The sequence below is a fragment of the Mycolicibacterium monacense genome, assembly GCF_010731575.1.
Taxonomy (GTDB): Bacteria; Actinomycetota; Actinomycetes; order Mycobacteriales; family Mycobacteriaceae; genus Mycobacterium; species Mycobacterium monacense.
This window is the reverse complement of sequence record NZ_AP022617.1, coordinates 5,061,754-5,084,783: the sequence shown is the minus strand read 5'-3', so window position 1 is coordinate 5,084,783 and position 23,030 is coordinate 5,061,754. Positions and strand designations below refer to the sequence as shown.

22 protein-coding genes and 1 riboswitch are annotated in these 23,030 nt (G+C 69.5%); of the genes, 12 read left to right on the top strand and 10 right to left on the bottom strand.

The window, feature by feature from the left end; all coding sequences use genetic code 11:
• Positions 1 to 30: 30 nt before the first annotated feature.
• Positions 31 to 993 (bottom strand): NmrA family NAD(P)-binding protein, encoded by a 963-nt coding sequence (locus G6N49_RS24275; RefSeq protein ID WP_011857523.1) that lies wholly within the window; start codon positions 991 to 993, stop codon positions 31 to 33.
• Positions 994 to 1,228: 235 nt separating this feature from the next.
• Between G6N49_RS24275 and G6N49_RS24270 the strand changes: the two genes are divergently transcribed.
• Positions 1,229 to 1,819 (top strand): TetR/AcrR family transcriptional regulator, encoded by a 591-nt coding sequence (locus tag G6N49_RS24270; RefSeq protein WP_011857524.1) that lies wholly within the window; start codon positions 1,229 to 1,231, stop codon positions 1,817 to 1,819.
• Between the two features lie 2 nt (positions 1,820 to 1,821).
• On the opposite strand, the gene G6N49_RS24265 is transcribed toward G6N49_RS24270, so the two are convergent.
• Entirely contained in the window at positions 1,822 to 3,198 is a 1,377-nt protein-coding gene (locus G6N49_RS24265; protein WP_011857525.1) for an MFS transporter, read from the bottom strand.
• A gap of 162 nt (positions 3,199 to 3,360) precedes the next feature.
• On the opposite strand from G6N49_RS24265, the gene G6N49_RS24260 reads away from it, so the two are divergent.
• The 5 genes from G6N49_RS24260 (at position 3,361) to G6N49_RS24240 (ending at position 8,699) form a co-directional block, all read left to right on the top strand.
• Positions 3,361 to 4,200 (top strand): nitrile hydratase subunit beta, encoded by an 840-nt coding sequence (locus G6N49_RS24260; protein ID WP_011562629.1) that lies wholly within the window; start codon positions 3,361 to 3,363, stop codon positions 4,198 to 4,200.
• Positions 4,201 to 4,263: 63 nt separating this feature from the next.
• Positions 4,264 to 4,926: a thiocyanate hydrolase subunit gamma gene (gene scnC / locus G6N49_RS24255; protein ID WP_011768422.1), complete on the top strand. Its 663-nt coding sequence runs from the start codon at positions 4,264 to 4,266 to the stop codon at positions 4,924 to 4,926.
• A 4-nt stretch (positions 4,927 to 4,930) separates the two neighbouring features.
• Positions 4,931 to 5,281 carry a hypothetical protein gene (locus G6N49_RS24250; protein WP_011562631.1) on the top strand — a complete coding sequence of 117 codons (351 nt, stop codon included), beginning with the start codon at positions 4,931 to 4,933 and terminating at the stop codon, positions 5,279 to 5,281.
• Positions 5,282 to 5,299: 18 nt separating this feature from the next.
• Positions 5,300 to 6,079, top strand: a complete 780-nt coding sequence (locus G6N49_RS24245; protein WP_011857526.1) for a DUF6498-containing protein — start codon at positions 5,300 to 5,302, stop codon at positions 6,077 to 6,079.
• A gap of 61 nt (positions 6,080 to 6,140) precedes the next feature.
• Positions 6,141 to 8,699, top strand: a complete 2,559-nt coding sequence (locus tag G6N49_RS24240) for a DEAD/DEAH box helicase (protein WP_011857527.1) — start codon at positions 6,141 to 6,143, stop codon at positions 8,697 to 8,699.
• 93 nt (positions 8,700 to 8,792) lie between these two features.
• Here the strand turns inward: G6N49_RS24240 and G6N49_RS24235 are convergent, their stop codons facing one another.
• On the bottom strand, positions 8,793 to 9,512 hold the full coding sequence (locus G6N49_RS24235) for an NUDIX hydrolase (RefSeq protein ID WP_011768423.1): 720 nt from the start codon (positions 9,510 to 9,512) through the stop codon (positions 8,793 to 8,795).
• Positions 9,513 to 9,529: 17 nt separating this feature from the next.
• On the bottom strand, positions 9,530 to 10,606 hold the full coding sequence (locus G6N49_RS24230; protein ID WP_011857528.1) for a threonine aldolase family protein: 1,077 nt from the start codon (positions 10,604 to 10,606) through the stop codon (positions 9,530 to 9,532).
• A 46-nt stretch (positions 10,607 to 10,652) separates the two neighbouring features.
• Here G6N49_RS24230 and G6N49_RS24225 point away from each other — a divergent pair, with 46 nt between their 5' ends.
• The 4 genes from G6N49_RS24225 to G6N49_RS24210 all read left to right on the top strand — a co-directional run bounded on the left by G6N49_RS24225 (position 10,653) and on the right by G6N49_RS24210 (position 14,063).
• Positions 10,653 to 10,961, top strand: coding sequence for an ArsR/SmtB family transcription factor (locus tag G6N49_RS24225; protein ID WP_011857529.1), 309 nt, complete (start codon positions 10,653 to 10,655; stop codon positions 10,959 to 10,961).
• Positions 10,958 to 11,344 (top strand): VOC family protein, encoded by a 387-nt coding sequence (locus G6N49_RS24220; protein WP_011857530.1) that lies wholly within the window; start codon positions 10,958 to 10,960, stop codon positions 11,342 to 11,344. Before G6N49_RS24225 ends, G6N49_RS24220 begins: the two co-directional genes overlap by 4 nt.
• 106 nt (positions 11,345 to 11,450) lie before the next feature.
• Positions 11,451 to 13,625 (top strand): RNA polymerase recycling motor ATPase HelR, encoded by a 2,175-nt coding sequence (gene helR / locus G6N49_RS24215; RefSeq protein ID WP_011857531.1) that lies wholly within the window; start codon positions 11,451 to 11,453, stop codon positions 13,623 to 13,625.
• Positions 13,626 to 13,634: 9 nt separating this feature from the next.
• Positions 13,635 to 14,063 carry a hypothetical protein gene (locus G6N49_RS24210; RefSeq protein ID WP_011562639.1) on the top strand — a complete coding sequence of 143 codons (429 nt, stop codon included), beginning with the start codon at positions 13,635 to 13,637 and terminating at the stop codon, positions 14,061 to 14,063.
• 10 nt (positions 14,064 to 14,073) lie between these two features.
• Here G6N49_RS24210 and G6N49_RS24205 read toward each other — a convergent pair whose 3' ends face one another.
• Together G6N49_RS24205 and G6N49_RS24200 are read right to left on the bottom strand one after the other, a co-directional pair.
• A complete protein-coding gene (locus G6N49_RS24205; RefSeq protein WP_011562640.1) occupies positions 14,074 to 15,651 on the bottom strand; it encodes an FMN-binding glutamate synthase family protein in 1,578 nt (525 codons plus the stop codon).
• 43 nt (positions 15,652 to 15,694) lie between these two features.
• Positions 15,695 to 16,876: a glycoside hydrolase 5 family protein gene (locus G6N49_RS24200; protein WP_049771635.1), complete on the bottom strand. Its 1,182-nt coding sequence runs from the start codon at positions 16,874 to 16,876 to the stop codon at positions 15,695 to 15,697.
• A 336-nt stretch (positions 16,877 to 17,212) separates the two neighbouring features.
• Here G6N49_RS24200 and G6N49_RS24195 point away from each other — a divergent pair, with 336 nt between their 5' ends.
• Positions 17,213 to 18,295 (top strand): GGDEF domain-containing protein, encoded by a 1,083-nt coding sequence (locus G6N49_RS24195; RefSeq protein ID WP_011857532.1) that lies wholly within the window; start codon positions 17,213 to 17,215, stop codon positions 18,293 to 18,295.
• On the opposite strand, the gene G6N49_RS24190 is transcribed toward G6N49_RS24195, so the two are convergent.
• The 4 genes from G6N49_RS24190 to G6N49_RS24175 all read right to left on the bottom strand — a co-directional run bounded on the left by G6N49_RS24190 (position 18,288) and on the right by G6N49_RS24175 (position 21,706).
• On the bottom strand, positions 18,288 to 18,845 hold the full coding sequence (locus G6N49_RS24190; protein ID WP_011857533.1) for a nucleoside/nucleotide kinase family protein: 558 nt from the start codon (positions 18,843 to 18,845) through the stop codon (positions 18,288 to 18,290). The two genes, G6N49_RS24195 and G6N49_RS24190, sit on opposite strands and share 8 nt — an antisense overlap.
• A complete protein-coding gene (locus tag G6N49_RS24185) occupies positions 18,832 to 19,608 on the bottom strand; it encodes an energy-coupling factor transporter transmembrane component T family protein (protein ID WP_011857534.1) in 777 nt (258 codons plus the stop codon). Before G6N49_RS24185 ends, G6N49_RS24190 begins: the two co-directional genes overlap by 14 nt.
• Positions 19,605 to 21,071, bottom strand: coding sequence for an ABC transporter ATP-binding protein (locus tag G6N49_RS24180; protein WP_011857535.1), 1,467 nt, complete (start codon positions 21,069 to 21,071; stop codon positions 19,605 to 19,607). Before G6N49_RS24180 ends, G6N49_RS24185 begins: the two co-directional genes overlap by 4 nt.
• The gene (locus G6N49_RS24175) at positions 21,068 to 21,706 is read right to left on the bottom strand and encodes an ECF transporter S component (RefSeq protein ID WP_011562646.1); all 639 of its coding nucleotides are present in this window, start codon (positions 21,704 to 21,706) and stop codon (positions 21,068 to 21,070) included. The genes G6N49_RS24180 and G6N49_RS24175 overlap by 4 nt, the downstream gene beginning before the upstream one ends.
• Positions 21,698 to 21,807: riboswitch (TPP riboswitch) on the bottom strand. (Overlaps the previous gene by 9 nt.)
• A 126-nt stretch (positions 21,808 to 21,933) precedes the next feature.
• Between G6N49_RS24175 and G6N49_RS24170 the strand changes: the two genes are divergently transcribed.
• On the top strand, positions 21,934 to 23,028 hold the full coding sequence (locus G6N49_RS24170) for an acyl-CoA dehydrogenase family protein (protein WP_179967791.1): 1,095 nt from the start codon (positions 21,934 to 21,936) through the stop codon (positions 23,026 to 23,028).
• Positions 23,029 to 23,030: the final 2 nt, after the last annotated feature.

The window sequence follows — 23,030 nt, the reverse complement described above, 5'->3', positions numbered from 1 at the left end:
GGGCGGTCAATGTCGCATCCTGGGTCATGGTCACTCCCCGGCTTTCGCCGCGACAAGGGTGTGGACGCCGATGGGCTCGAACGCTTCCCGGTTGGCGACGAGGTACTCACGCAGGCTGACGGGTTCGCGCCCGATCAGATCCCGCAGCGTCGCCGGGTCGGCGGGAATCGCGGCGCCACTGCGGGATATCGCCGCACCGACCGCGGAGATGTGCTGCGCCATCGCGGGATTCACCACGCCGTCGGCGTCGTTGTCCGCCAGTTCGAGCAGTTCGTCGCGCCACGCGGCCTCGCAGACCGGGGTGAACCCGACCGGCGTACCGAGAACCTCGGAGAGCAGCGCGGCGATGTCCGCATGGGTGAACTGCTCCGAACCCCGCGGATAGGTCACCGGCCCGTCGAAGCGCTGCGGGTGCAGGAGTGCCGCCACACTCAGGTCGGCGGCGTCGCGGCCGCTGATCCAGCCGATCACGCTCGCGCCGAAGGAGTTGCGGAACACCGCATCCTTCCTGATCGACGGCGCGTGCAGCACCAGCAGGTTCTCGTGGAACAGTGCGGCGACGCGGAGGATGAGCAGGTCGAGACCGGCCCACTCCATCACCTGCTCGGCCAACCACTGCCCCTTGCCGAGGTCACTGGGGTGGTTCGGATTCGCCGGTACCATCGACATCACGACCGTGCGCGGGTTACGTCCCACCTCGCGCACGGCGGACGCGTAATTGGCCGCCGCGGGTACGACGCTGTCGGCGATCGGGTAGGTGAAGTACGCCAGGTCGACGTCCGCGAGGGCGGCGACCAGGCTGCCGCGGTCCTGGAGGTCTCCGCGGACGATCTCGGCACCCAGGTCGGCGAGGCGGTCGGTGCGCTCCCCGAACGTGCGCGCCAGCACGCGCACCGCCCGACCCTCCTCACGCAGTCGGGTCACCAGGTGCTCGCCGGTGTTGCCGTGTCGGCCGGTGGCTCCGATGACCAGTATCGGATTGGTCGGGGTCATTGGTATCTCCTCGATGTGGTTGAGCCACTGCCGTGTCCAGGGCCGGTGATCCTGAACGTACCGCCAGACCGCATCAAAGTAAACCGATCGGTGTGCTTTAGCTTTGCGGCCAATATCGCATCAACACAGGAGAACAGCCACCGAGCCAGACGTAACAGCGGTCCCTGAAGCGTCTTTTCGGCTGCCAGAAATGGTGCAATAAGCGCGTTCTTGACGCTCAAGTAAACCGAACGGTATGCTCCCGCCCGTGACGACAGCGCCAGCGGGTCGCCGCGGGCGCGGTGCGCGCGAGCGCATCATCCGCGCCGCATCGGCCCTGTTCTACCGCCGTGGCATCCATGCCACCGGTGTCGACCTGCTGACGCAGGAGGCTCAGGTCTCCAAACGCACGTTCTACCAACATTTCCCGAGCAAGGTCGAGCTGGTCGAGACGTACCTGCGGGAGATCGCCGAGAACGGTGGCTCACCGGCCGAGCGGCGGCTGGACCTGCCCGGTCTCGGGCCGCGCGAGCGCCTTCTCGCGATCTTCGACGCGTCGGCGGTCAAGCGGTTCCGCGGCTGCCCCTTCCACAATGCGGCCGTGGAATCCGCCGGAGCGCTCGAGGGCGTCGACGAGATCGTGCGCGAACACAAGCGGTGGTTCGCCGATCGGTTGGCTCAGGTGTCCACCGAGGCGGGCGCCCGCGACCCGTACCTGCTGGGCGAACAGCTGCTGGTGCTGTTCGAGGGCGCCACGGCGCTGTCCACGTCGATGGGTGACACGGCCCCGATGGTGCATGCCCGCTCGGCGGCGGCGCAGTTGATCGACGACGCCTGTCGCGTCTGACCTCAGCGGGCGGCCGGCTCGGGGACGCGCCAGGCACTGCCCTGTTCACGGTCGAGCGCGGTGATGCCCTTGTTCTTCAGCCCGAAGACGTAGACCGACAGGCTGACCCCGATCACCACCGTCACGTAGACGATGAACCAGCCGATGTGATCGCTCGACTTGGCTCCCTGATACAGCAGTGGCGCCGTGCCGCCGAACGCCGAATTCGCCAGCGCGTAACCCAATCCGACACCGAGAGCGCGGACGTCCGCGGGGAACAACTCCGCCTTCACGATGGCGTTGACCGAGGTGTAGCCCGTCAGGATGATGTAGCCGACCGCGGTCAGCGCGAACGCCGTCAACGGCGACGTGGTCTGTGGCAGGTACGTCAGCAACACGTAGGTGTAGAGGATGCCGCCGACGGCGAAGGAGATCAGCAGTGGCTTTCGTCCGACCTTGTCGCTGAGCAGCCCGCCCAGTGGTTGCAGCAGCATCAGGAAGATCAGGCCCAGCAGGTTGATCCACGTCCCGGTCAGCGCCCGGTCGGATCCGAAGGTGGACTTCACGATCGCCGGTGCGTTGATCGTGTACGTGTAGAAGGCCACGGTGCCGCCCGCGGTGATGAGGAAGCACAGCAGCAGCGCCCGCCAGTGCGTGGTGAACAGTGCCTTCACCGAACCGGCCTCACGGTCCTTGCCTTCGCGGATCGCCTCCAGGTGTAAGTCGCTGAGCGATTCGTCCATCGAGCGGCGCATCCACAGCACCACCAACGCCGCGATACCGCCAATGAAGAACCCGATCCGCCATCCCCACGCGGTCACCGCCTCGACGTCGAGGACGCTGAGCGCGATCAGCAGCGTGAACTGCGCCAGCACGTGCCCACCGACGAGGGTGACGTACTGGAACGACGACAGGAATCCGCGCCTGCGCGGGGTGGCGGCTTCGGACATATACGTCGCCGACGTGCCGTACTCACCGCCGGTGGCGAACCCCTGCAGCAGCCGGGCCGCGATGAGGATCACCGCCGCCCAGTACCCGATCACCTCCCGCGTGGGCATCACCGCGACCACGAAAGAGCACGACGACATCACGGTGATGCTCACCATCAGCGCCGCCTTGCGCCCGCGGCGATCGGCGAAGCGGCCGAAGAACCACGAACCCACCGGCCGCATCACGAACGTCACCGCGAAGATGGCGTAGATGTACAACGTGGAGTTCTCGTCGTCCTGGTCGAAGAACTGCGCCTCGAAGTACGTCGCGAACACGGTGTAGACGTAGACGTCGTACCACTCGACCAGGTTTCCCGCCGACCCCCTGATCGTGTTGAGGACGGCGCGCCTGGTGCTGGTCGGCGCGCGGGTCGGACCGGTCGAACTGGAAAGCGTCTCCCCATCGCTCATTCGGGGACGATAACGCGGGAGTGCGACGCGGCAAAGCGCATCCCCGATTCCGACAAACGAACTGCGGTCGAGCGAACTTTGATCAAGAATGTTTGCTGACGCGTCGGCCGCCGGGTCTCACAGCGTCGCCGCACCGCCATCCGCGCCACAGGGGGAAGACCCATGAGTACGGCAGCCGACCGCGCAGCACAGTTGAACCTCGTCGCACGACTCAAGTCGGCGTATCCGGAACTGCCGGACGCGCCGACACCCGATCTGCTCGACCACGGCCGCATCACGGCCTACCTGAAACCGGTGCACGACGTCGGCGGCGAACCCGACGCACCGATGAAGTACGAGAACAAGCAGTACGAACAGTGGGAGGAAGCCACCTACGTCATCTGCGAAGTCCTCGCCTGGCGCGGCATCTGGCTCTCCGAGGAGCGGCGCCGGATCGGCAACGTCGACGTCGGCCGGGCGCAGTATCTCGGGCTGCCCTACTACGGTCGCTGGCTGCTCGCGGTCGCACGGGTCCTCGTCGAGAAACACCACATCGGGCTGACCGAGCTGACCGAGCGCATGGCCGAGGTCAAGGCGCGTTACGCCGACGGGCTCGACGGCGGCAAACCCGAGGCGCAACCGAAGTTCGAGGGTGACGGTTCGCAGGTCAAGCGCAACGAACACCACCGCCACGCGGTCGGCAAGGGCGATCCGCAGGTGTACGCCGGGCTGGCCGGTCAACCGAAGTTCGCCGTTGGCGACGCGGTTCGCGTCCGGGAGCTGCCCGTGCTGTTCTACACCCGCACCCCCGAGTACACCCGCGGTGCGACCGGCGTGATCGCGAAGGTGGCCTACGAGAGCCCGGCGGCGGAGGACGAGACCTGGGATCGCCCCGACGCGACACCCGAGTGGTTCTACGTCGTCCGGTTCAACCAGTCCGAGCTCTGGCACGGCTACACCGGCACGGCCACCGACACCCTGCAGACCGAACTGCCCGAACGCTGGCTCGAAGCGGCGAGCTGAACACCGGAGGACACCACCGTGACCCACGACCACGACCACGACCACGACCGGACCGTCAAACCGATGGTCGACGAGATCACCGACTTCGAGGTCCTCGAAATCGCGTTGCGCGAATTGTGCATCGAGAAGGGCATCTTCACCGCCGAGGAGCACCGCCACTTCACCGAGTTCGCCGAGCAGATCGGACCCACCCCCGCCGCGCGTCTGGTGGCGCGGGCATGGCTCGACCCCGACTTCAAGGACCTCGCACTGCGCGAACCGATGACCGCGAGCAAGGAGGTCGGCGTCGACTGGATGGAGCCGACCGGGTTCGGCACGCCCAGTGACTTCACCGCCTTCGAAATCCTCGCCGACACACCGGGTCTGCACCACGTGATCGTCTGCGCCCTGTGCTCCTGCTACCCCCGGCCCATCCTCGGCAACTCACCGGAGTGGTACCGCACGCCCAACTACCGTCGGCGCCTGGTCCGCTGGCCGCGTCAGGTGCTCGCCGAATTCGGGCTCTACCTGCCCGACGACGTCGAGGTCCGGGTGCAGGACTCCAACCAGAAACACCGCTTCATGGTGATGCCGATGCGACCAGAGGGCACCGACGGCTGGACCGAAGACCAACTGGCCGAGATCGTCACGCGTGACTGCCTCATCGGGGTCGCGCTTCCGAAACCGGGTGTCACCACCAACGTCATCGTCGACACCCGGCCGGCCGTCCACCCGATCACCGACTGAGCGCATGACTGCCCCCGAACCGATCGAGACCCTCGCCCGCATCGTCGAACGCGGTCAGGTGTGGCCGCGGATGGCCGCCAAATACGGCGTCGAGAACCCGGTGCCGCCATGGAAGACCAGCCTCGACGGCCTCTGCGACGCACTCGACCACGGCGCCTGCCGCGACACGAACGTCCCCACCTTCAAGGAACGCCGCGATGAGGAGGACTCCCTGTCGGCGACCGTCTACGCCGACCTGCCCTATCCCGAGAACCAGTTGGTGTCACTGGCCCACTCGCTGCTCGCCCGGGGCGTCATCGACGAGGCCGAACTGCGGCAGCGGCTGAGCAGCATCCGCGCGCGGCTCGAAGCCTGACGCCGCAGACACCGAGCCGTGATCCGGTTCGTCCATCTGCTGACGCTGCTGGGCGTCGTCGCCGTGCCGGCGGCCGGGTGGTTCGCCGCCCAGTGGTCCGGCGGCACCACACTCGCGGTCTACTGGGTGGAGAACGTCGCGGTATGTGCGTTCATCGCGCTCCGAATCCTCGTCCACCAGAAGCGGAGTCCCCGGCGCGGGCACTTCCGCTACGAGGCGCCGAACACGGACCGCCGCGCGGCGCGCAGTTCGTTCCTCACCGGCTTCGCCGTCACCGGGTTCGCATTCTGCGCGGCGCACGGCGTGTTCCTCGGCGTCATCCTGTTCCTGCTCGACCGCAACGGTGAGAGCGGCTTCGCCGCGATCGACTGGCGCAGCGTGGCCTACGGCTGCCTGGGAGTCGTCGTCCTGCTCGCCGTCGACTTCGTCGTGGACCTGCCCGGGCTGCACCGGATGCCGTTTCGTCATCTCGAGCGGACCGCCGACCAGGGCGTCGGACGCGTCCTGGTCGTCCACCTGACGCTGATCTTCGGCATGGTCGGGGTGGCTCTCACCGGGGCGCCCTCGGCGTTCTTCGGCGTCTTCGTCTTCCTCAAGACGATGTTCGCGATCAGTACGGCGCTCCCCCAGTGGGAGCCCGAGGTGGCGCCGCGCTGGTTCAGCCGCCTGATGAACCGCGTCCCCAACGTGCACCCGGGGCAGACCTTCGAGCAGTTCTGGGCCGACGACCGCGCCGCCGAACGCGCGCGGCGGGAGAAGAACGAGCAGCCGTGGACCGCCGCACGCCGCCGCGGGTGACACCCCGCGAAGCCGTTCAGGCAGGCTGGACCACTGTGCCGGTAACCCACCCCACCGCCCGATGACCACCCCGCTGCTCGATGATCCGAGCGATCTGTCCACCCTGCGCGCGAAGGGTGAGGATCCCGACGAGCTGTTCGCCTCCTTCGCCGCGTGGGCCGAGGCGGGCGGCACCGCGCTGTATCCGGCGCAGGAGGAGGCGCTGATCGAACTGGTCAGCGGCGCGAACGTCATCCTCGCGACGCCGACGGGGTCCGGGAAGTCGCTGGTCGCGACGGGCGCGCAGTACGCGGCACTGGCCGGCAACCTGCGCAGCTACTACACCGCGCCGATCAAGGCGTTGGTCAGCGAGAAGTTCTTCGCGCTGTGCGGGGTCTTCGGGGCGGAGAACGTCGGCATGCTCACCGGTGACGCGGCGGTCAACGCGGCGGCGCCGATCATCGCCTGCACCGCGGAGGTGCTCGCCAACATCGCGCTGCGCGAGGGGGCCGACGCTGACATCGGGTTGGTCGTGATGGACGAGTTCCACTTCTACGGCGACCCGGACCGCGGCTGGGCCTGGCAGGTGCCGCTGCTGGAGTTGCCGCACGCCCAGTTCCTGCTGATGTCGGCCACGCTCGGCGACGTCACCTTCCTGCGCGAGGATCTCACCCGGCGCACCGGCAGACCGACCGCGCTGGTCGCCCACGCCGAACGTCCGGTCCCGCTGTTCTACTCGTACGCGACCACCCCGATGCACGAGACCATCGGCGACCTCCTCGAGACCAGACAGGCGCCGATCTACGTCGTCCACTTCACCCAGGCCTCGGCGCTGGAACGGGCCCAGGCGTTGATGAGCATCAACGTGTGCACCAAGGCGGAGAAGGCCGCGATCGCCGACCTGATCGGGGCGTTCCGGTTCTCGACGGCCTTCGGCAGCACGTTGTCGCGGCTGGTGCGCCACGGGATCGGTGTGCACCACGCCGGGATGCTGCCCAAATACCGGCGCCTGGTCGAACAGCTCGCCCAGGCCGGTCTGCTGAAGGTCATCTGCGGCACCGACACCCTCGGTGTCGGCATCAACGTGCCCATCCGCACCGTGGTCTTCTCGGCGCTGTCGAAATACGACGGCACCCGCACCCGGCTGCTCAACGCCCGTGAGTTCCACCAGATCGCCGGCCGCGCCGGGCGGGCGGGCTACGACACCGCCGGCACCGTCGTCGTCCAGGCACCCGATCACGAGGTCGAGAACCTCAAACAGTTCGCGAAGGTCGCCGACGATCCGAAGAAACGCCGGAAGTTGGTGCGCCGCAAGGTGCCCGAGGGCATGGTGCCGTGGAGCGAGTCGACCATGACCCGGCTGGTGGAGGCGGTTCCGGAGCCGTTGCACAGCAACATGCGGGTGTCGACGGCGATGATTCTCGATGTCGTTGCGCGGGCGAGCGAAGCGACGGGGGAAGGATCCAGGACCGGGGACCCGTTCGTCGCGATGCGCCGGCTGCTCACCGACAACCACGAACCCCGCAAACGTCAGCTGCAGCTCATCCGCGAGGCGGTGGGGATCGCCCGCTCGTTGCTGCAGGCCGGGATCATCGAACGCGTCGACACACCCGACGGCCGGCGCTACCGGTTGACCGTCGACCTGCCCCGCGACTTCGCGCTCAACCAGCCGCTGTCGACGTTCGCGCTGGCCGCAATCGAAGTGCTCGACGCATCGGCGGAAACCTATGCCCTGGACGTCGTCTCGGTGATCGAGGCGACGCTGGAAGATCCGCGCCAGATCCTGGCCGCCCAGCTGAAGAAGGCCAGGGGCGAGGCCGTCGCCGCGATGAAGGCCGAGGGCATCGAATACGACGAGCGGATCGAACTGCTCGACGACGTCACCTATCCCAAACCGCTCGAAGAACTGCTCGAGCACACCTTCGAGGTGTATCTGCAGACCAATCCGTGGGCCGCGGACGGGCGGCTGTCGCCGAAGTCCGTGGTGCGCGAGATGTGGGAGCGCGCATTCACCTTCCGCGAGTACGTGAGTGTCTACGGGCTCACCCGTTCCGAGGGTGCCGTACTGCGCTACCTGTCCGACGCGTACAAGGCGCTGCGCTCCGGGGTGCCCGCGGCCGCGCGCACCGACGAGGTCACCGATATCGTCGAGTGGCTCGGTGAGCTTGTGCGGCAGGTCGATTCGAGCCTGCTCGACGAGTGGGAGCAGCTGACCAGCCCCGACCGGCCGCTGGACGCCCCGGTGGCGGTACCGGCGCGACCGCGCCCGCTCACCGGCAACGAGCGGGCGTTCACCGCGATGGTGCGCAACGCGCTGTTCCGCCGGGTGGAGCTGTTCGCCCGGCGCCGCTGGGCCGAACTCGGCGAGTTGGACGCCGCGTCCGGTTGGACGGCGCAGGACTGGGCGCAGGTCGGTGACGAGTACTTCGCCGAACACGACGACGTGGGCACCGGCGCCGACGCGCGCGGACCGGCGCTGCTGATCTTCGACCGCGAGCCCGGGGTGTGGCGGGTGCGCCAGATCCTCGACGATCCCGCCGGTGACCACGACTGGGGTTTCGACGTCGAGGTGGACCTGGAGGCCTCCGACGAGGAGGGGACGGCGGTCGTGCGCCTCGTCGACGCGGGCCACCTTGACTGACCGATCCCCGTCGCCCATGGTCGCCGAGACTGCGGTGAGATCACGGAATCGGCGAAACATGTGATCTGACAGCAGTTTCGGCGCAAGGAATGGCTACTTCCAGGCGAAGACGGGCTGCTCGAGGTCGTCGACGCGATCGGGGCGGCCTTCGAGCGCGAGCCAACGAAGCTGCAGCAGGACCGCTCCGGTCGGGGCGTGGATAAGATCGTTGCCCAGCGGTATCTGCACCACCGGGCGGGGGCTTTCGGGGATCGTGACGAAGCGCGGCGAATCGTCGCGCTGCAGTTGGTGCAGGCCCACCCGGTAGGCCGCCACCACCTCGTCGGGGGCGGGCCGCAGATCGAGCCGGCCACCGCCCCAGACCACCACGGGCGTGATGACGTAGCCGGAGCGGGTCGGATAGTCGTCGAGCAGGCCGAGCACCGACGTATCCGGCAGCGCCACACCGACTTCCTCGTCCAACTCGCGCAGCGCCGCCTCGACCGGCGTTTCCCCGGGGTCCAGCCGGCCGCCGGGCAGCGCCCACTGCGCCGCGTGGGACGACAACCGGGATGCCCTGCGGCACAGCAGGAACGCCGCGCCGCCCGAGACGTCGACCATCCGGCCGTCGAGGCCCGCATCGGGCATCGGCCGGCCCGCGATCCAGTCGTCGACGGGCGCCGGGTCCACCCGGTCCTCACCGAGCTCGGAGTCCACCAGCACCACCGCCACCGCGGCGTGCCGCTTGGTCGGGTCCGTCACGGCTCGGCGGTCGTGGCCCGCCAGGTGCGCCCGGATGCGCTCGCGCAGCGCCTCGTCGTAGGTGATCGTCACCAACCCACCGTACGAGGTCAGCGCCGCACCAGTTCCTCGCGGATGACGTCGACGAAGCGGTCGACGTCGGCGGCGGTGGTGTCCCATGCGGTCATCCAGCGCACCTCCCCGCGGGTGCGGTCCCAGTCGTAGAAGCGCACCCGTTCGCGGATGCGGTCGACCGCCCCGACAGGCAGCGTCGCGAAGACCGCGTTGGCCGCCGTGTCCTGGGTGAACGCCAGCCCGGGAAGCGTTCCGTCGGCGATACCCGCCTCGAGTGCGCTGCGCAGCCGCGCGGCCATGGCGTTCGCGTGTGCGGCACTGCGCACGCCGAGGTCGTCGTCGAACAGCGTCAGCAGCTGTGCCGAGGCGAAGCGCATCTTGCTCGACAGCTGCATGGTCAACTTGCGCAGATAGCTCAGCCCGGTGGCCCGGTCCGGGTCGAGGACTACGACGGCCTCCACACCGAGCAGCCCGTTCTTGGTCCCGCCGAGGCTGACCACGTCCACGCCCGCGTCGGTGGTGAAGTCCCCGAACGGCACACCGAGTGCGGCCGCGGCGTTCCACAACCGGGCGCCGTCCATGTGGACGGCCATCCCGCGGCTGTGCGCGAGGTCGGCGAGCGCCCGCACCTCGGCCGGGCTGTAGAGCGTGCCCAGTTCGGTGGTCTGCGTGACGCTCACCGCGAGCGGCTGGGCACGGTGCTCGTTGCCCCACCCCCACGCCTCGCGTTCGATCAGCTCGCCGGTCAGCTTGCCGTCCGGTGCGGCGACGGTGAGCAGTTTGAGGCCGGTCATCCGTTCGGGGGCGCCGGCTTCGTCGGTGTGGATGTGCGCGGTGGACGCCGCGATGACGGCACCCCAGCGCGGCAGCACGCTGGTCAGGGAGACGACGTTGGCGCCGGTGCCGTTGAACACCGGGAAAACCTCGGCCCGGTCCCCGAAGTGCTCGCGGACGACGTGCCGCAGCCGCGCGGTGTACCGGTCCTCCCCGTAGGCCGGCTGGTGGCCACCGTTCGCCGCCGCCAGCGCGGCGAGCACCTCCGGATGCACCCCGGCGTAGTTGTCGCTGGCGAAACCGCGCCAGTCGGGGTCGTGGAGCGTGGAGAGCGTCACCGGGCAATCCTTCCACCGCCGTTGACATGCAAGTGGCTACTTGCCTATGGTGGCCGGTGTGGGTGACGTCTTCAAGGCCCTGGCCGATCCCACGCGCCGGACCATCCTCGACGAGTTGGCCGACCGCAACGGGCAGACGCTGTTCGAGATCTGCGCACGCCTGACCACCAAGCACGGGCTCGGCTCGTCGCGGCAGGCGATCTCCCAGCATCTGGACGTCCTCGAGGATGCGGGCCTGGTGCAGACCAGGCGCGAGGGCCGGTACAAGTTCCACTACCTCGACACCACACCGCTCGAGCCGATCGTCGAACGGTGGCTCGACAAGACCCGCAGGGACAAGGAGGAATCACCATGAAGATCCACCTGACAAGCGTGCTCGTCGACGATCAGGACAAGGCGCTGCGCTTCTACACCGACATTCTCGGGTTCACCCCGAAACACGACATCCCGATGGGCCCGGCCCGGTGGCTCACCGTGGTGTCCCCGGAGAATCCCGACGGCACCGAACTCGTCCTCGAACCCGACGGCCATCCCGCCGTCAAACCGTTCAAGGAGGCGCTGGTCGCCGACGGCATCCCGTTCACGTCATTCGCCGTGGAAGACGTCCAGGCGGAGTTCGAGCGGCTGACCTCGCTGGGGGTCCGGTTCACCCAGGAACCCGTCGACATGGGGCCGGTGACCACCGCCGTACTCGACGACACCTGCGGGAACCTGATCCAGATCGCTCAACAGAAGTAGCGCCGGACGCGGCCCCCATTCTATCGGCGGGGTGGGGGCTTGCGGCAAGGCCGGGGTCGTCCCCCACAATGGCTGGCTTCGGCCGGAAGGAAGTGGTGAGGCGGTCATGCCGGGGTACGAGGACGAACTGCGCTCCGAACGCAGCTATGTGTCGGGGCTCTACACCCGGCTCGACGGGGAACGCGCGCGGGCCAAGGAGAAGTACGCCGCGGCGCTGCGCGGGGACGGCGCGCTCGTCGAACGCGACGCCGAGGTGAGAGCCCTGGCCAAGGAGATGCAGCGGCTCGACGTGGCCGACGACGGCCTGTGTTTCGGCCGGCTGGACGCCGACTCCGGTGAGCGTCTCTACATCGGCCGGATCGGGATCTTCGACCGCGACAACGACTTCGAACCGCTGCTCCTCGACTGGCGGGCGCCGCTGTCTCGCGCTTTCTACGTCGCCACCGCCGCGCACCCCGAGGGGATGCAGCGGCGCCGCCAGTTCCGCACCCGCGGGCGGCAGATCCTCGACTTCACCGACGAGGTCTTCGGCAAGCCTCGCGGCGACGAACGCGGCGGCGATTCGGCGCTGCTCGCCGCGGTGAACGCGCCTCGCGGTGAGGGTATGCGCGACATCGTCGCGACGATCCAGGCCGAGCAGGATGCGATCATCCGGCTCGACCACCCGGGGGTGCTGGTGATCGAGGGCGGGCCGGGGACCGGTAAGACCGTGGTGGCACTGCACCGGGTCGCCTATCTGCTGTACACGCAGCGCGCCCGCATCGAACGTCACGGCGTGCTGGTGATCGGTCCGAATCCGGCGTTCCTCGACCACATCAGCCGTGTGCTGCCGTCGCTGGGTGAGACCAACGTCGTGCTGATGACGACCGGCGATCTGGTGCCGGGCATTTCGGCCACCGCCGAGGACGACGCCGCCGACGTGAAGGGTTCGCTGACGATGCTCGACGTGCTGGCGGCGGCGGTCGCTGACCGGCAACGGGTGCCCGAACAGCCCCTGGTCATCGAGCTGCCGGACGTCACCGTGCAGATCGACCCCGACACCGCCCAGTGGGCGATCGAAGAGGCTCGCGGCAGCGGACTGCCACACAACCACGCGCGCAAGGTCTTTCGCGAGACGGTCGGATGGGTGCTGACCGAACGCGCGGTGTCCCGAATCGGTCGGGGCTGGTTGTCGCGCGCGGACAAGGGGGCTTGGGAGGAGCTGCGCGCCGATGTCCTCGAAGACCTCGCCGACAGCGAGCAGTACCTCGCGGCGCTCGACGAGTTGTGGCCGGTGCTCACCCCGCAGACCCTGCTGGCCGATCTGTACGAGTCCCGGGAACGTTTGCGTGCAGCGGGCGCCGACGAAAGGCTGTGGCGCTCCGACGGTGCCGCGTGGACGGTGTCGGACGTGCCGTTGCTCGACGAACTCGTCGACCTGCTGGGCCGCGACATGGCGGCCGACATCGCCGCCGCGAAGGAACGCGAGGCCGAGACCGATTACGCCGAGGGCGTCCTCGAATCGATGGTCGCCCACGAGGATCTGATGGACGACGAAGACCTGCTGCTCGCGACCGACCTGTTGCACGGCGAGGAGCTGGCCGAACGCTTCACCGAACGCGACAACCGCGAGCTGGCCGAACGCGCTGCCGCGGATCGTGATTGGACCTATCGGCACGTCGTGGTCGACGAGGCACAGGAACTGTCGGCGATGGACTGGCGGGTGCTGATGCGGCGCTGCCCGAGCAAATCGTTCACGGTCGTGGGCGATCTCGCGCAGCGCCGCTCGGCCGCAGGCGCCCGGTCCTGGGGGGCGATGCTCGACACGTACGTACCCGGCCGCTGGGTCTACCGCCCCCTGTCGGTCAACTACCGCACCCCCGCGGAGATCATGGCGGTCGCGGCCGCGGTACTCGCCGAGTTCGCACCCGACGTCACACCGCCCGAGTCGGTGCGGTCGACGGGGGTGCAGCCGTGGCGCCGACAGGTGACTCCGGACGAATTGCCCTCGGCGATCGGCGAATTCGTGGACGACGAATCCGGACGCGAGGGCACCAGTGTCGCGATCGGTCCACCGGATGTGCCGGGGACGGTGGCGCCGAGCGAGGTCAAGGGTCTGGAGTTCGACGCCGTCCTCGTGGTCGAGCCGGAGCGGATCTTCGACGGTCCCCGGGGCGCGGCCGAACTCTACGTCGCCCTCACCCGCGCCACCCAGCGCCTCGGCATCGCGCACTGCGGGCCCCTTCCGCCTGCGCTGGCGGCACTGGTCGATATCCCTGTCGATCGGGAAGCCGCGCGTTAGGGTCGATCGATGCGCATCGTCCGCCGATCCGTCACGGCCCTCGTCCTGACCGCCGGCTCACTCGGCGCGGCGATCCCGGCCACGGCCCAGCCCGCGACGCCGACCATCACGCAGATACCCGAACGTGCCCAGCCGGACGGCTTCACGTCGTTCGTCGCCACCCCGGGAATCGTCGACCCGCGGCCGCACGCCATCGAATCGTGGGGGCGGCTGCCCGACGACCGCCAGATCTCGGTGCGCTTCACCGCGGGCACGCCCGAGTGCTACGGCGTGCACGCCGAGGTGCAGGAGACCGCCGACATCGTCGCGGTGAAGCTGCGGTCGGGTGTGCTGCCGGAGGCCGTCAATCGGGCGTGCATCGCGATCGGGGTCTTCGCGAGTCTTCCGGTCGCGCTTCAGTCGCCGGTCGGAAACCGGGCGGTCGTCAGCATCACCTGACCAGACGAGCTCACCCCACCGCCGACGCGGACGGTTCGGCGGACCCGCCCCGGGTCTTCTCGGCGGTCATCAGCCGGATGATCTCCTCGCAGTCGGCCTTCGACGGCATCCCCATATCCGGTGTGTAGCCGTAGACCTCGTGCAACGGGACGGATGCGGCGCGTCCGTCGAGGATGTCCACCGAATCGGTGCCGATCAGGCCGGGGTGGTGGACACCGCAGGCCTCGGCCACCTTGACCAGGTCGCGGCGCAGGGTCTTGATGTAGTTCGCCACCCGCTCGGCCTTGACGTCCGGCACCAGCCCGCGGGCCAACCACGCGTTCTGGGTCGCGACGCCGGTGGGACACGTGTCGGTATGGCACTTCAGGGCCTGGATGCAGCCGATCGCGAGCATCGCCTCCCGCGCGACGTTGACCATGTCGCAGCCGAGGGCGAACGCGACGACCGCGTTGTCGGGCAGGCCGAGCTTCCCGCCGCCGATGAAGGTGACCTGCTCGTGCAGGTTCCGCTCGGCGAAGACCCGGTAGACCCGGGCGAAGCCGAGTTGGAACGGTAGCGACACCGAATCGGTGAAGATCAACGGCGCCGCGCCGGTTCCGCCCTCGCCGCCGTCGACCGACACGAAGTCCACCCCCCGGTCGGTGTCCCGCATGAGGTCGGTGAGTTGCTCCCAGAACTCGAGGTCGCCGACGGCCGATTTGATGCCGACCGGCAGGCCGGTCTCGGCGGCGAGCAACTCCACCCAGTCGAGCAGGCTGTCGGTGTCGGAGAACTCCGCGTGCCGAGACGGGCTCACACAGTCGCGGCCCTGCGGGATACCGCGGGCCGCGGCGATCTCCGCGGACACCTTGGGGGCGGGCAGCAACCCGCCGAGGCTCGGTTTGGCGCCCTGACTGAGTTTGATCTCCAGCGCGCGGACCGGAGCTCCGGCCACCACCTCCTTGAGCTTCTCGAGGTTGAACCGGCCCTGGTCGTCGCGGCAGCCGAAGTAGGCGGTCCCGATCTGGAAGATCAGCTCCCCACCGCACCGGTGGAAGCGTGAGATCCCACCCTCGCCGGTGTTGTGCAGACAGTCGGCCATGGCGGCGCCCCGGTTCAACGCCTCCACCGCGTTGCCGGACAACGACCCGAAGCTCATCGCCGAGATGTTGACGACCGACGCCGGCCGGAAGGCCCCTGGACGGTCGCGCGCGGCGCCCATCACCTTCGCGCACGGCAGGTCCACCTCCTGACCGGCCCTCGGCGCCGACGCGGGCCCGTTGCGTCCGAAGGTGCGGTGTTTGATCACCGGGTAGCCGCTGGTGTGCTCGACGTCGTTGTCGGTGCCGAACCCGAAGTAGTTGTTCTCCTTCTTCGCCGATGCGTACACCCAGCGCCGCTGGTCGCGGGTGAACGGGCGCTCCTCGTCGTTGGCCGCGACGATGTACTGGCGCAACTCCGGGCCGACGGCCTCCAGGAGATACCGCGCGTGCCCGACGACCGGGTAGTTGCGGAGGAGGGCGTGTCTGCGTTGGAAGAGGTCTCGCAGGCCGACAGCTGCCACCGTCGAGGCGACCGCGGTGGCGAGACCACGAACGGCCCGGCTCATGGCGTCAGTGTTTCCGGGTGACCGCCGCCCGAAACGCCGAACCTCAGGTGGGTCCGACGCGGCCCGTCAACCACCGGATGGTCCGGACCTCGCTGTCCCGGTACGGCTGCCCGTCGGGGCGCAGGAGTTCGTGGAACCACACCGACGGGGGCGAGGTGTACGGCTTGTCCCAGGAGTCCCACGGCAGATGGGTCTGGGTCTTGCCCATCACCAGCCCCCAGTTGTAGGCGCCCACATTGCGTCGTTTGGCCAGCGGCAGGATCCCCTCGACGGTGTTGCCGAATTCGCGGGCCAGGTACTCGGTGCACACGATGGGCCGCCCGAGCGGGCGCAGTTCGGTGATCCGCGCGTCGAATTCGTCCGCATCCCCGTAGTTGTGGAACGTGATCACATCGGAGTTGTCCAACTGGATGCGGCAGATCGTGCTGCGGCGCGCGGGGTCGCCCCACTCCCCGTCCCACACCGCGCTGGTCAGCGGCTGGACGGGGTCCACCTCACGGGCCCACCCGAACACCTGAGGGAGCAGTTCGGCCACCCGCTCGATCTTGTCCTTGCGTTCGACCTGCCGGTACTGGTTGGCGGGGTTGTCGGGTTCGTTCCACAGATCCCAACCGAGGACGCGTTCGTCGTCGCGGAACTGGGTCAGAACCCCGGTGACGTAGTCGCGCAGCACGCGCCGATAGCGCGGGTCACCGAGGTACTGGGCGCCCGGGCTCTGCACCCAGCCGGAGTTGTGCACACCGGGGCGCGGCGGGCGCTGACGGCCGAGTCTGGGCAACGGGTCCCAGCACGAGTCGAACAGGACGAACAGCGGGCGGATGTCGTGCCGCGCGGCGATGGCGACGAACTGCGCGAGACGGCGCTGGAAGCCGTTACGGTCCTGCGCCCACAGCTGGTCGTGCAGGAAGACCCGCACGGTGTTGAGCCCGATCCGGCGCGCCAGCATCAGCTCGGTGTCGATGCGCCGCCGGTCGAACGTCGCGGCCTGGAACATCTCCAACTGGTTGACGGCGTTCGAGGTGATGAAGTTCGCGCCCACCAGCCAGCCCTGCTGCTGATACCAGGCGTGGGCGCGCGCGGCCGACCACCGGCGCGACGCCGCGGATGCGCGGGGCAACGCCGACGCCGCGGCCGACGCCGTGAGCAGCGCGGGCAGTTTGAGCGCGGCGCGTCGGGCGAACGGGCGACGCGGGTTCGCTTCGGGCACGTCGGGTGTGCTCGTCAATGTGCGGTCTCCGGCTTCGACTTCGGTTTCGGTGTCACACGCGGCCCCCGACACCGCGGCGTGCCTCAGACAAGGCCACGGGGCGTCGCCAGTGTGCGAGCGACGCCCCGTCCCCTCTGTCGTACCCGTGCGGTGCGAGCGCTACAACGCGCCGGGCGCGGCCACCTCCGGTCACCCCGGTAAACCCCATGGCGACAGCCGATTCCGCGGGGAATGTGTTTCCCGTCACGGCCGCGCGGCCGTACCGGGAAATCCTGACGTTCACAAGTACCGCGGACACGCCTCCCTGTACCGTGAGCAAACACGCGCCGGGGCGTGTACACGGGGGAGCCGTCGATGCAATGGGTGGGTAGATGGTGGCGACAGCCCGACCATTTCGATTGGCTCAGCGGTTATCTGCAGACCCGCGGAATGGCCACCGCGATGCGCCGGGGGCTGGCGCTGGTCGCCGCATCCTTGGCGTTGGTGCCGGTCAACGCGCTGTGGGGGCCTGCCTCCATCGACGACCGGTTGGCGGTGAGTCTCGCCCTGGTGGCTTCGCTGGCGGGGCTGAGCCTGGCCGTGCTGTGGCTCAAGCGCTGGCCCACCAGAACGGAGTCGGTGCTGTTCGCCGCAATCGGCAGCGCAACCATCGCCGGCGGCTGCCTCTGGCAGGCGGAGCCCCTGATCGGCCTGACGTTCTGCACCGCGCTCGCGGTGTCCGGCGGGTACATCGCGTTCTTCCACACGGCCAGGTACATGCTGATGAACTTCGTGCTGGCGGTGGGGGTGGGCGCCTGGCAGGCGATCCGGGTGGCCGCCGAGGGTGAACCCGTGCTGGCGCTCACCGGTTACTTCCTGGTGCTCGAACTGAACATCGGTGTGCCGTTCGCCATCCAGGTCGTGGTGCGCTCGCTCGGTACCGACCTGCTGCAATCCGACCGCGATCCGCTCACCGGACTCCTCAACCGGCGGGCGTTCACCCACGCCGTGGTCGGACGGCTGGTGGCTCGCGCCGACCGGGCCCACCTGGCGGTGGCGTTGATCGACCTCGACCGGTTCAAGGCGATCAACGATCGGCACGGCCACGCCAGCGGGGACGCCGCCCTGGTCGACGTCGCCGGGGCGTTGACGGCCGCGGTCACCGAGACCGCGCTGGTGTGCCGTATGGGTGGCGAGGAGTTCCTGATCGCCGACATCGTGGCGTCGGCCGCGCCGACGGAATGGGCCCAGGGGCTGTGCGCGGCGGTGACGTCGACACCGTTCCGGCTCACGGCCAGCGTCGGCATCGCCACGGTCGCGCTGCGCGACGTCAAACCGGAGCAGGCCGACGAGACGTTCCGCCGATTGGTCACCGAGGCCGACGCCGCCATGTACGCCGCCAAGCGGCGCGGCGGCAACCAGATCCAGCACGCCGGGGACGCCCGAACCCCTAGGTGAGATTCGCCGCCCATCGCAGACCCTCGGCCGAGTACGTCGCGATCCAGTCGGCGACCGACCGCGGGTCGTACCGGGCGATGAAGGCTTCCTCCTGGGCGGCCCAGCGGTCCCAGTGCGGCTCGTAGGTGTCGCCGTCTCGCGTCAGCGCGCGGCGCTTCCGGTCGGCCTCGCCGGCCTCGACCCAGATGCCCAGATCGGCGAGTGCGCGGTTCGCCGCGGTCAGCGCCCCGACCCCTTCGACGATCAGCCGTTGGCCGGGGTCGACGGTGTGCCACCCCGCGGGCGTCCCGCGCGCCCAGTCCCACCCGCGCCAGCGGCCGGGCCGGCCGTCAGCGCGCGGTTCCAACAGCGACTCCCGCAGGTGGTCGACCGCCCACGCCAGCCCGTCCCAGCCCGCGTAGACGTCGTCGAGCGCGACGACCACGCTGGACTCCCAGCTGCGGGTGAGCGCCGCGGCCAGCGTCGACTTCCCGGATCCCGACCGTCCGTCGATCAGGACGGTGCGCGCGTCACCGTCGCAGAGTCGGCGTGCGAGGTCAGCGACTTCCAATGAAGTTCCAGTGGCCGGTGGCGACGGATACGGCGATCGAGGCGGCCGCGATGCCGAACCCGGCCAGCACCAGGGCGGCCTCGCCGGCGCCGAACCGCGACGGGCGCGCCCAGGTCCGCGTCGGGTACGCCCCGAATCCGCGCGCCTCCATCGCGGTGGCGAGCATCGAACCGCGGCGGATGGCGAAGACCAGCAGCGCGAAGGACTGTCCGGCCGCGCGGCGGACGCGGTTGCGGTCGGCGACCCCGCGGGCACGGCGCGCATAGCCGAGGTAGCGCCAGTCCTGGCGGAGCAGGCCGACCGTGCGGAGACCGGCCAGCGCGCCGAGGACGAACCGGGCCGGCAGCCGCAACACCTGTCCGAGGCCGTCGGCGAGTTCGGTCGGGTCGGTGTCGATGAACAGGACCACGGACGGCAACGCGATCGCGAGCACCCGCACGAACGTGGCCACCGCGAGGGTGATCGACCCGTCACTGACCGTGATCATCAGGAACTGCCAGTGCACGGTGCCGCTGCGCTCACCGTAGAGCAGGATCGTGATCCCGGTGAGTCCGGCGGCCAGCACCAGCAGCGCACCGCGGATCAGCACCGCGCGCAACGGGATTCGCAGCGCGAGTATCAGCAGCAGTTCGAGCGTGAGCGCCGTCAGGGCCGACACCCAGTCGACGCTGGCCACCAGTCCGAAGGCGATCACGAAGGCGGCCGCCAGTTTCGCCACGGGGTTGATCGCGGTGTGCGCGGGCGCGGCGTCGACGCTGGTCATCGCACGCGCCCCGTGACCGTCGGGGTACCGATGTCGATCCGGCGGTCGCCGAGCACCGCCGCGAAGTCGAGGTCATGGGTGACCGCCACCACCGCGGTGCCGTCGTCGGCGATCTCGGCGAGCAGCCGGACCAGTTCCTCCCAGGTGTTGCGGTCCTGGCCGAAGGTCGGCTCGTCGAGGACGACCAACGCCGGGCGGGTGGCCAGCACCGTCGCCACCGACAACCGGCGCTGTTCCCCACCGGACAGCGTGTAGGGGTTCGCGTCGGCGAGGTCGGTGAGGTGCAGCCGTTCCAGCAGCGCATCGCACTGCCGGGCGACCGCGGCGGCGTCAGAGCCGAGCGCGCGGGGGCCGAGCGCCAGCTCGTCGCGTACAGCGCCGGTGAGGAACTGGTGCTCCGGGTTCTGGAACACACTGCCGATCCGGGTGAGCAGTTCCCGCGATCGCCACCGGATGGGTTCGCGGCGGTCGGCGGTCGGCGCGAACCCGTCGCGCGCCTCGACGCGGCCGGCGCGGGGTGGGAGCAGCCCACCCAGGGTCAGCGCCAGGGCGGTCTTCCCCACTCCGTTCGGACCGGTGACGACACTGATTGCCGCCCTGGGGATTTCGAAGGTCAACTCATCGGTTCGCGGGCCGCCTCGGTACCCGACCGACAGCTCGACGGCGTCGGCCAGCGGTTCACCCGGTACACCGCCGCGTTCGACGGCGGGCAGGTCTGCGCCGGGCACCCACACACCCGCCCGAGCCAGGTGCGCGCTCTGCCGCAGCACCGTCTCGGCCGGTGGTCCGTCGGCCACCACCTCGCCCCGGGTTCCGAGGACGACGACCCGGTCGACCACCGGAAGCCACACCGCCGTGCGGTGTTCGACGACGATCAGCGTTGCGCCGGTGCGTTCGGCCACCGCCGCGACCGCGTCGCGCACCTCGACGACACCGGCCGGATCGAGGTTGGCGGTCGGCTCGTCCAACAGGATCAGGCCGGGATCCATGGCGAGCACGCCGGCCAGCGCCAGCCGCTGCTGTTGACCACCGGAGAGCCGCGAGGTGTCATGGCGCAGCAGCAGATTCAGCCCGAGAGCGGCCAGCGCCCGGCGGGCCCGCGGCCAGATCACCTCGGGTGCGACGTTGAGGTTCTCCATCCCGAACGCGACGTCGTCGCCGACCCGGGACAGGATGACCTGCGAGTCGGGGTTCTGCAGGACCATCCCGATGCGGCCGCGTCGCTGCGCGGGCGCCACCCCGTCGACGAGCAGACGACCGGCTTCGTCACCGTCCTCGCTGCCGCCGAGCACACCCGCCAGCCCCTGCAACAGCGTCGACTTGCCCGAACCACTCGCACCGAGCAGCAGCACCCGTTCGCCCGGTTCGACGGTGAGGTCGAGGTCGCGTACGGCCCACGACGAGCGGCCGGCGTGCCGCCAGTGCCAACTCTGGGCGGCGACCGCGACACCGCCGGTGGTCATCGCCGGACGTCGCTCGGCGACCCTGTCCGGCCCGACGGGAAACGGGACAGCGCACCGGTTTTCGCCAGCCCCCGGACGACGTACCAGGACAATGCGCCGGCGACGACCGCCCCCGAGACGACCCCGGAGACGACGTAGATGGCCGCGAAGGCGGAGGTCGAACCCGGATACAGGAGCAGAAGTTCGTTGATCGCCATGGCCAGTCCGGCAGCGGCCCCGGCCAGCACCGCGACGGGCAGGTTCCACGCCCGGTACAGGAAGCAGGCGAACACGATCTCGGCGGCCAGCCCCTGAACGAGGCCGAATTCCAGGGTCATGACGCCCCACTGGTTGCCGACCAGGGCGGACACCGTCGCGGCCACGAGTTCGCCGTAGACCGCGGCGCCCGGTTTCCGGATCACCATCGCGGTGAGCACCCCGGCGAACAGCCAGCCACCGCCCAGCAGCGCCTGCAGCCCCGGCGCCAGCGCGCTCAGGGGCGCGCCGATCGGGTTGGACGCGATGTTCCACATGACGAACACCAGGCCCGCCGCGACGGCGAGCACGCTGGCCACCACGATGTCGACGACGCGCCATCGGTATGTCCGCGCCGTCTTGACGGGAGGTTCAGGAAAGGGTCGGGACACGTCGGTCATCAGTTCACTCCCTACGCCGGCATTACCCGGTCAGGTTCATACGGTCGACGGCCCCAGCCGTCCTCTCAGCGCACTCGGTGTGCACTCCCGCGTGGGTTATCGGTTCCAAGGTAGCGCAGCCACCCACACATGTCGCCATCGGAAACCCGAAGGTGTCGGAAGTCGTGATTTACACGCCACGGCCCGGCGCGGAAGCTGGCAGCGACGACAGGGAAGGCGGTTCGCCCATGACGATCGACGTCGCCGAACGGGAAGCGCTGCAGGAGGCGGTCCGGGATCTGCTGCGCAGCCGGTGCACCGAGCAGGATGTCCGGCAGGTGCTGACCGGTGACGACGGGTTCGACCGCGACCTGTGGCGCCGGCTGGCCGAACAGGGTGTCACCGGCATCGTGATCGGCAGCGAGTACGGCGGCGTGGGTCTGGGCGCGGTCGAGCTCGAGGCGGTGGCCGAGGAAACCGGGGCCGCGCTGCTCCCGTCGCCGTTCATCTCCAGCGCGGTGCTCACCGCCGCCCTGATCCAGGCCGCCGGCTCCGAGGACGACAAGCAGCGGCTGCTGCCCGGCCTGGCCGACGGCACCGCGATCGGGACGGTCGCGGTCACCGGGCGGGCCGGCACCTGGACCGCCGAGGGCGTCGATGTGCGCGCGGGTACCGACGGCACGTTGACCGGGAGCGCGCACTACGTGACCGACGGGCAGGTGGCCGACGTCCTGCTGGTGGTGGCCAACGGCACCGACGGTGCGGGCGTCTACGAGGTCGACCCCGGCGCTTCCGGTTTCGAGCGCGTCGCGGCGACGGTCTTCGACCCGTCGGTGCGGCTGTCGACGTTCACCTTCACCGGCACCCCGGCGCGACGACTCGGCGCGGCCGGATGGGATGCCGTCCAGCAGGCGCTGGACCTGGCGACGATCGCACTGGCCGGCGAACAGTGCGGTGGGACCCGCCGCATCTTCGAGATCACCGTCGAGTACCTCAAGACCCGCATCCAGTTCGGCCGTCCGATCGGCAGTTTCCAGGCGCTCAAGCACATGGCCGCCGATCTGCTGCTCAAGGTCGAATCCTCGACATCGGCCGCGCAGAACGCCGCGGCCCAGCGGGACACCGACCCGGACACCGCCGGCGGCGCGATCGCCCTGGCCGGCTTCGCCTGTGCGGAGGCCTACCGCGACACCGCCGCGGCGGCCATCCAGATGCACGGCGGTATCGGCTTCACCTGGGAGCATCCGGCGCATCTGTACCTCCGCCGGGCCCGCACCGGGCTGCAGTTGTTCGGCGGCCCACGCCTGCATCGCGAGCGTTACCTCCAGTCGAAAGGCGCCTGACC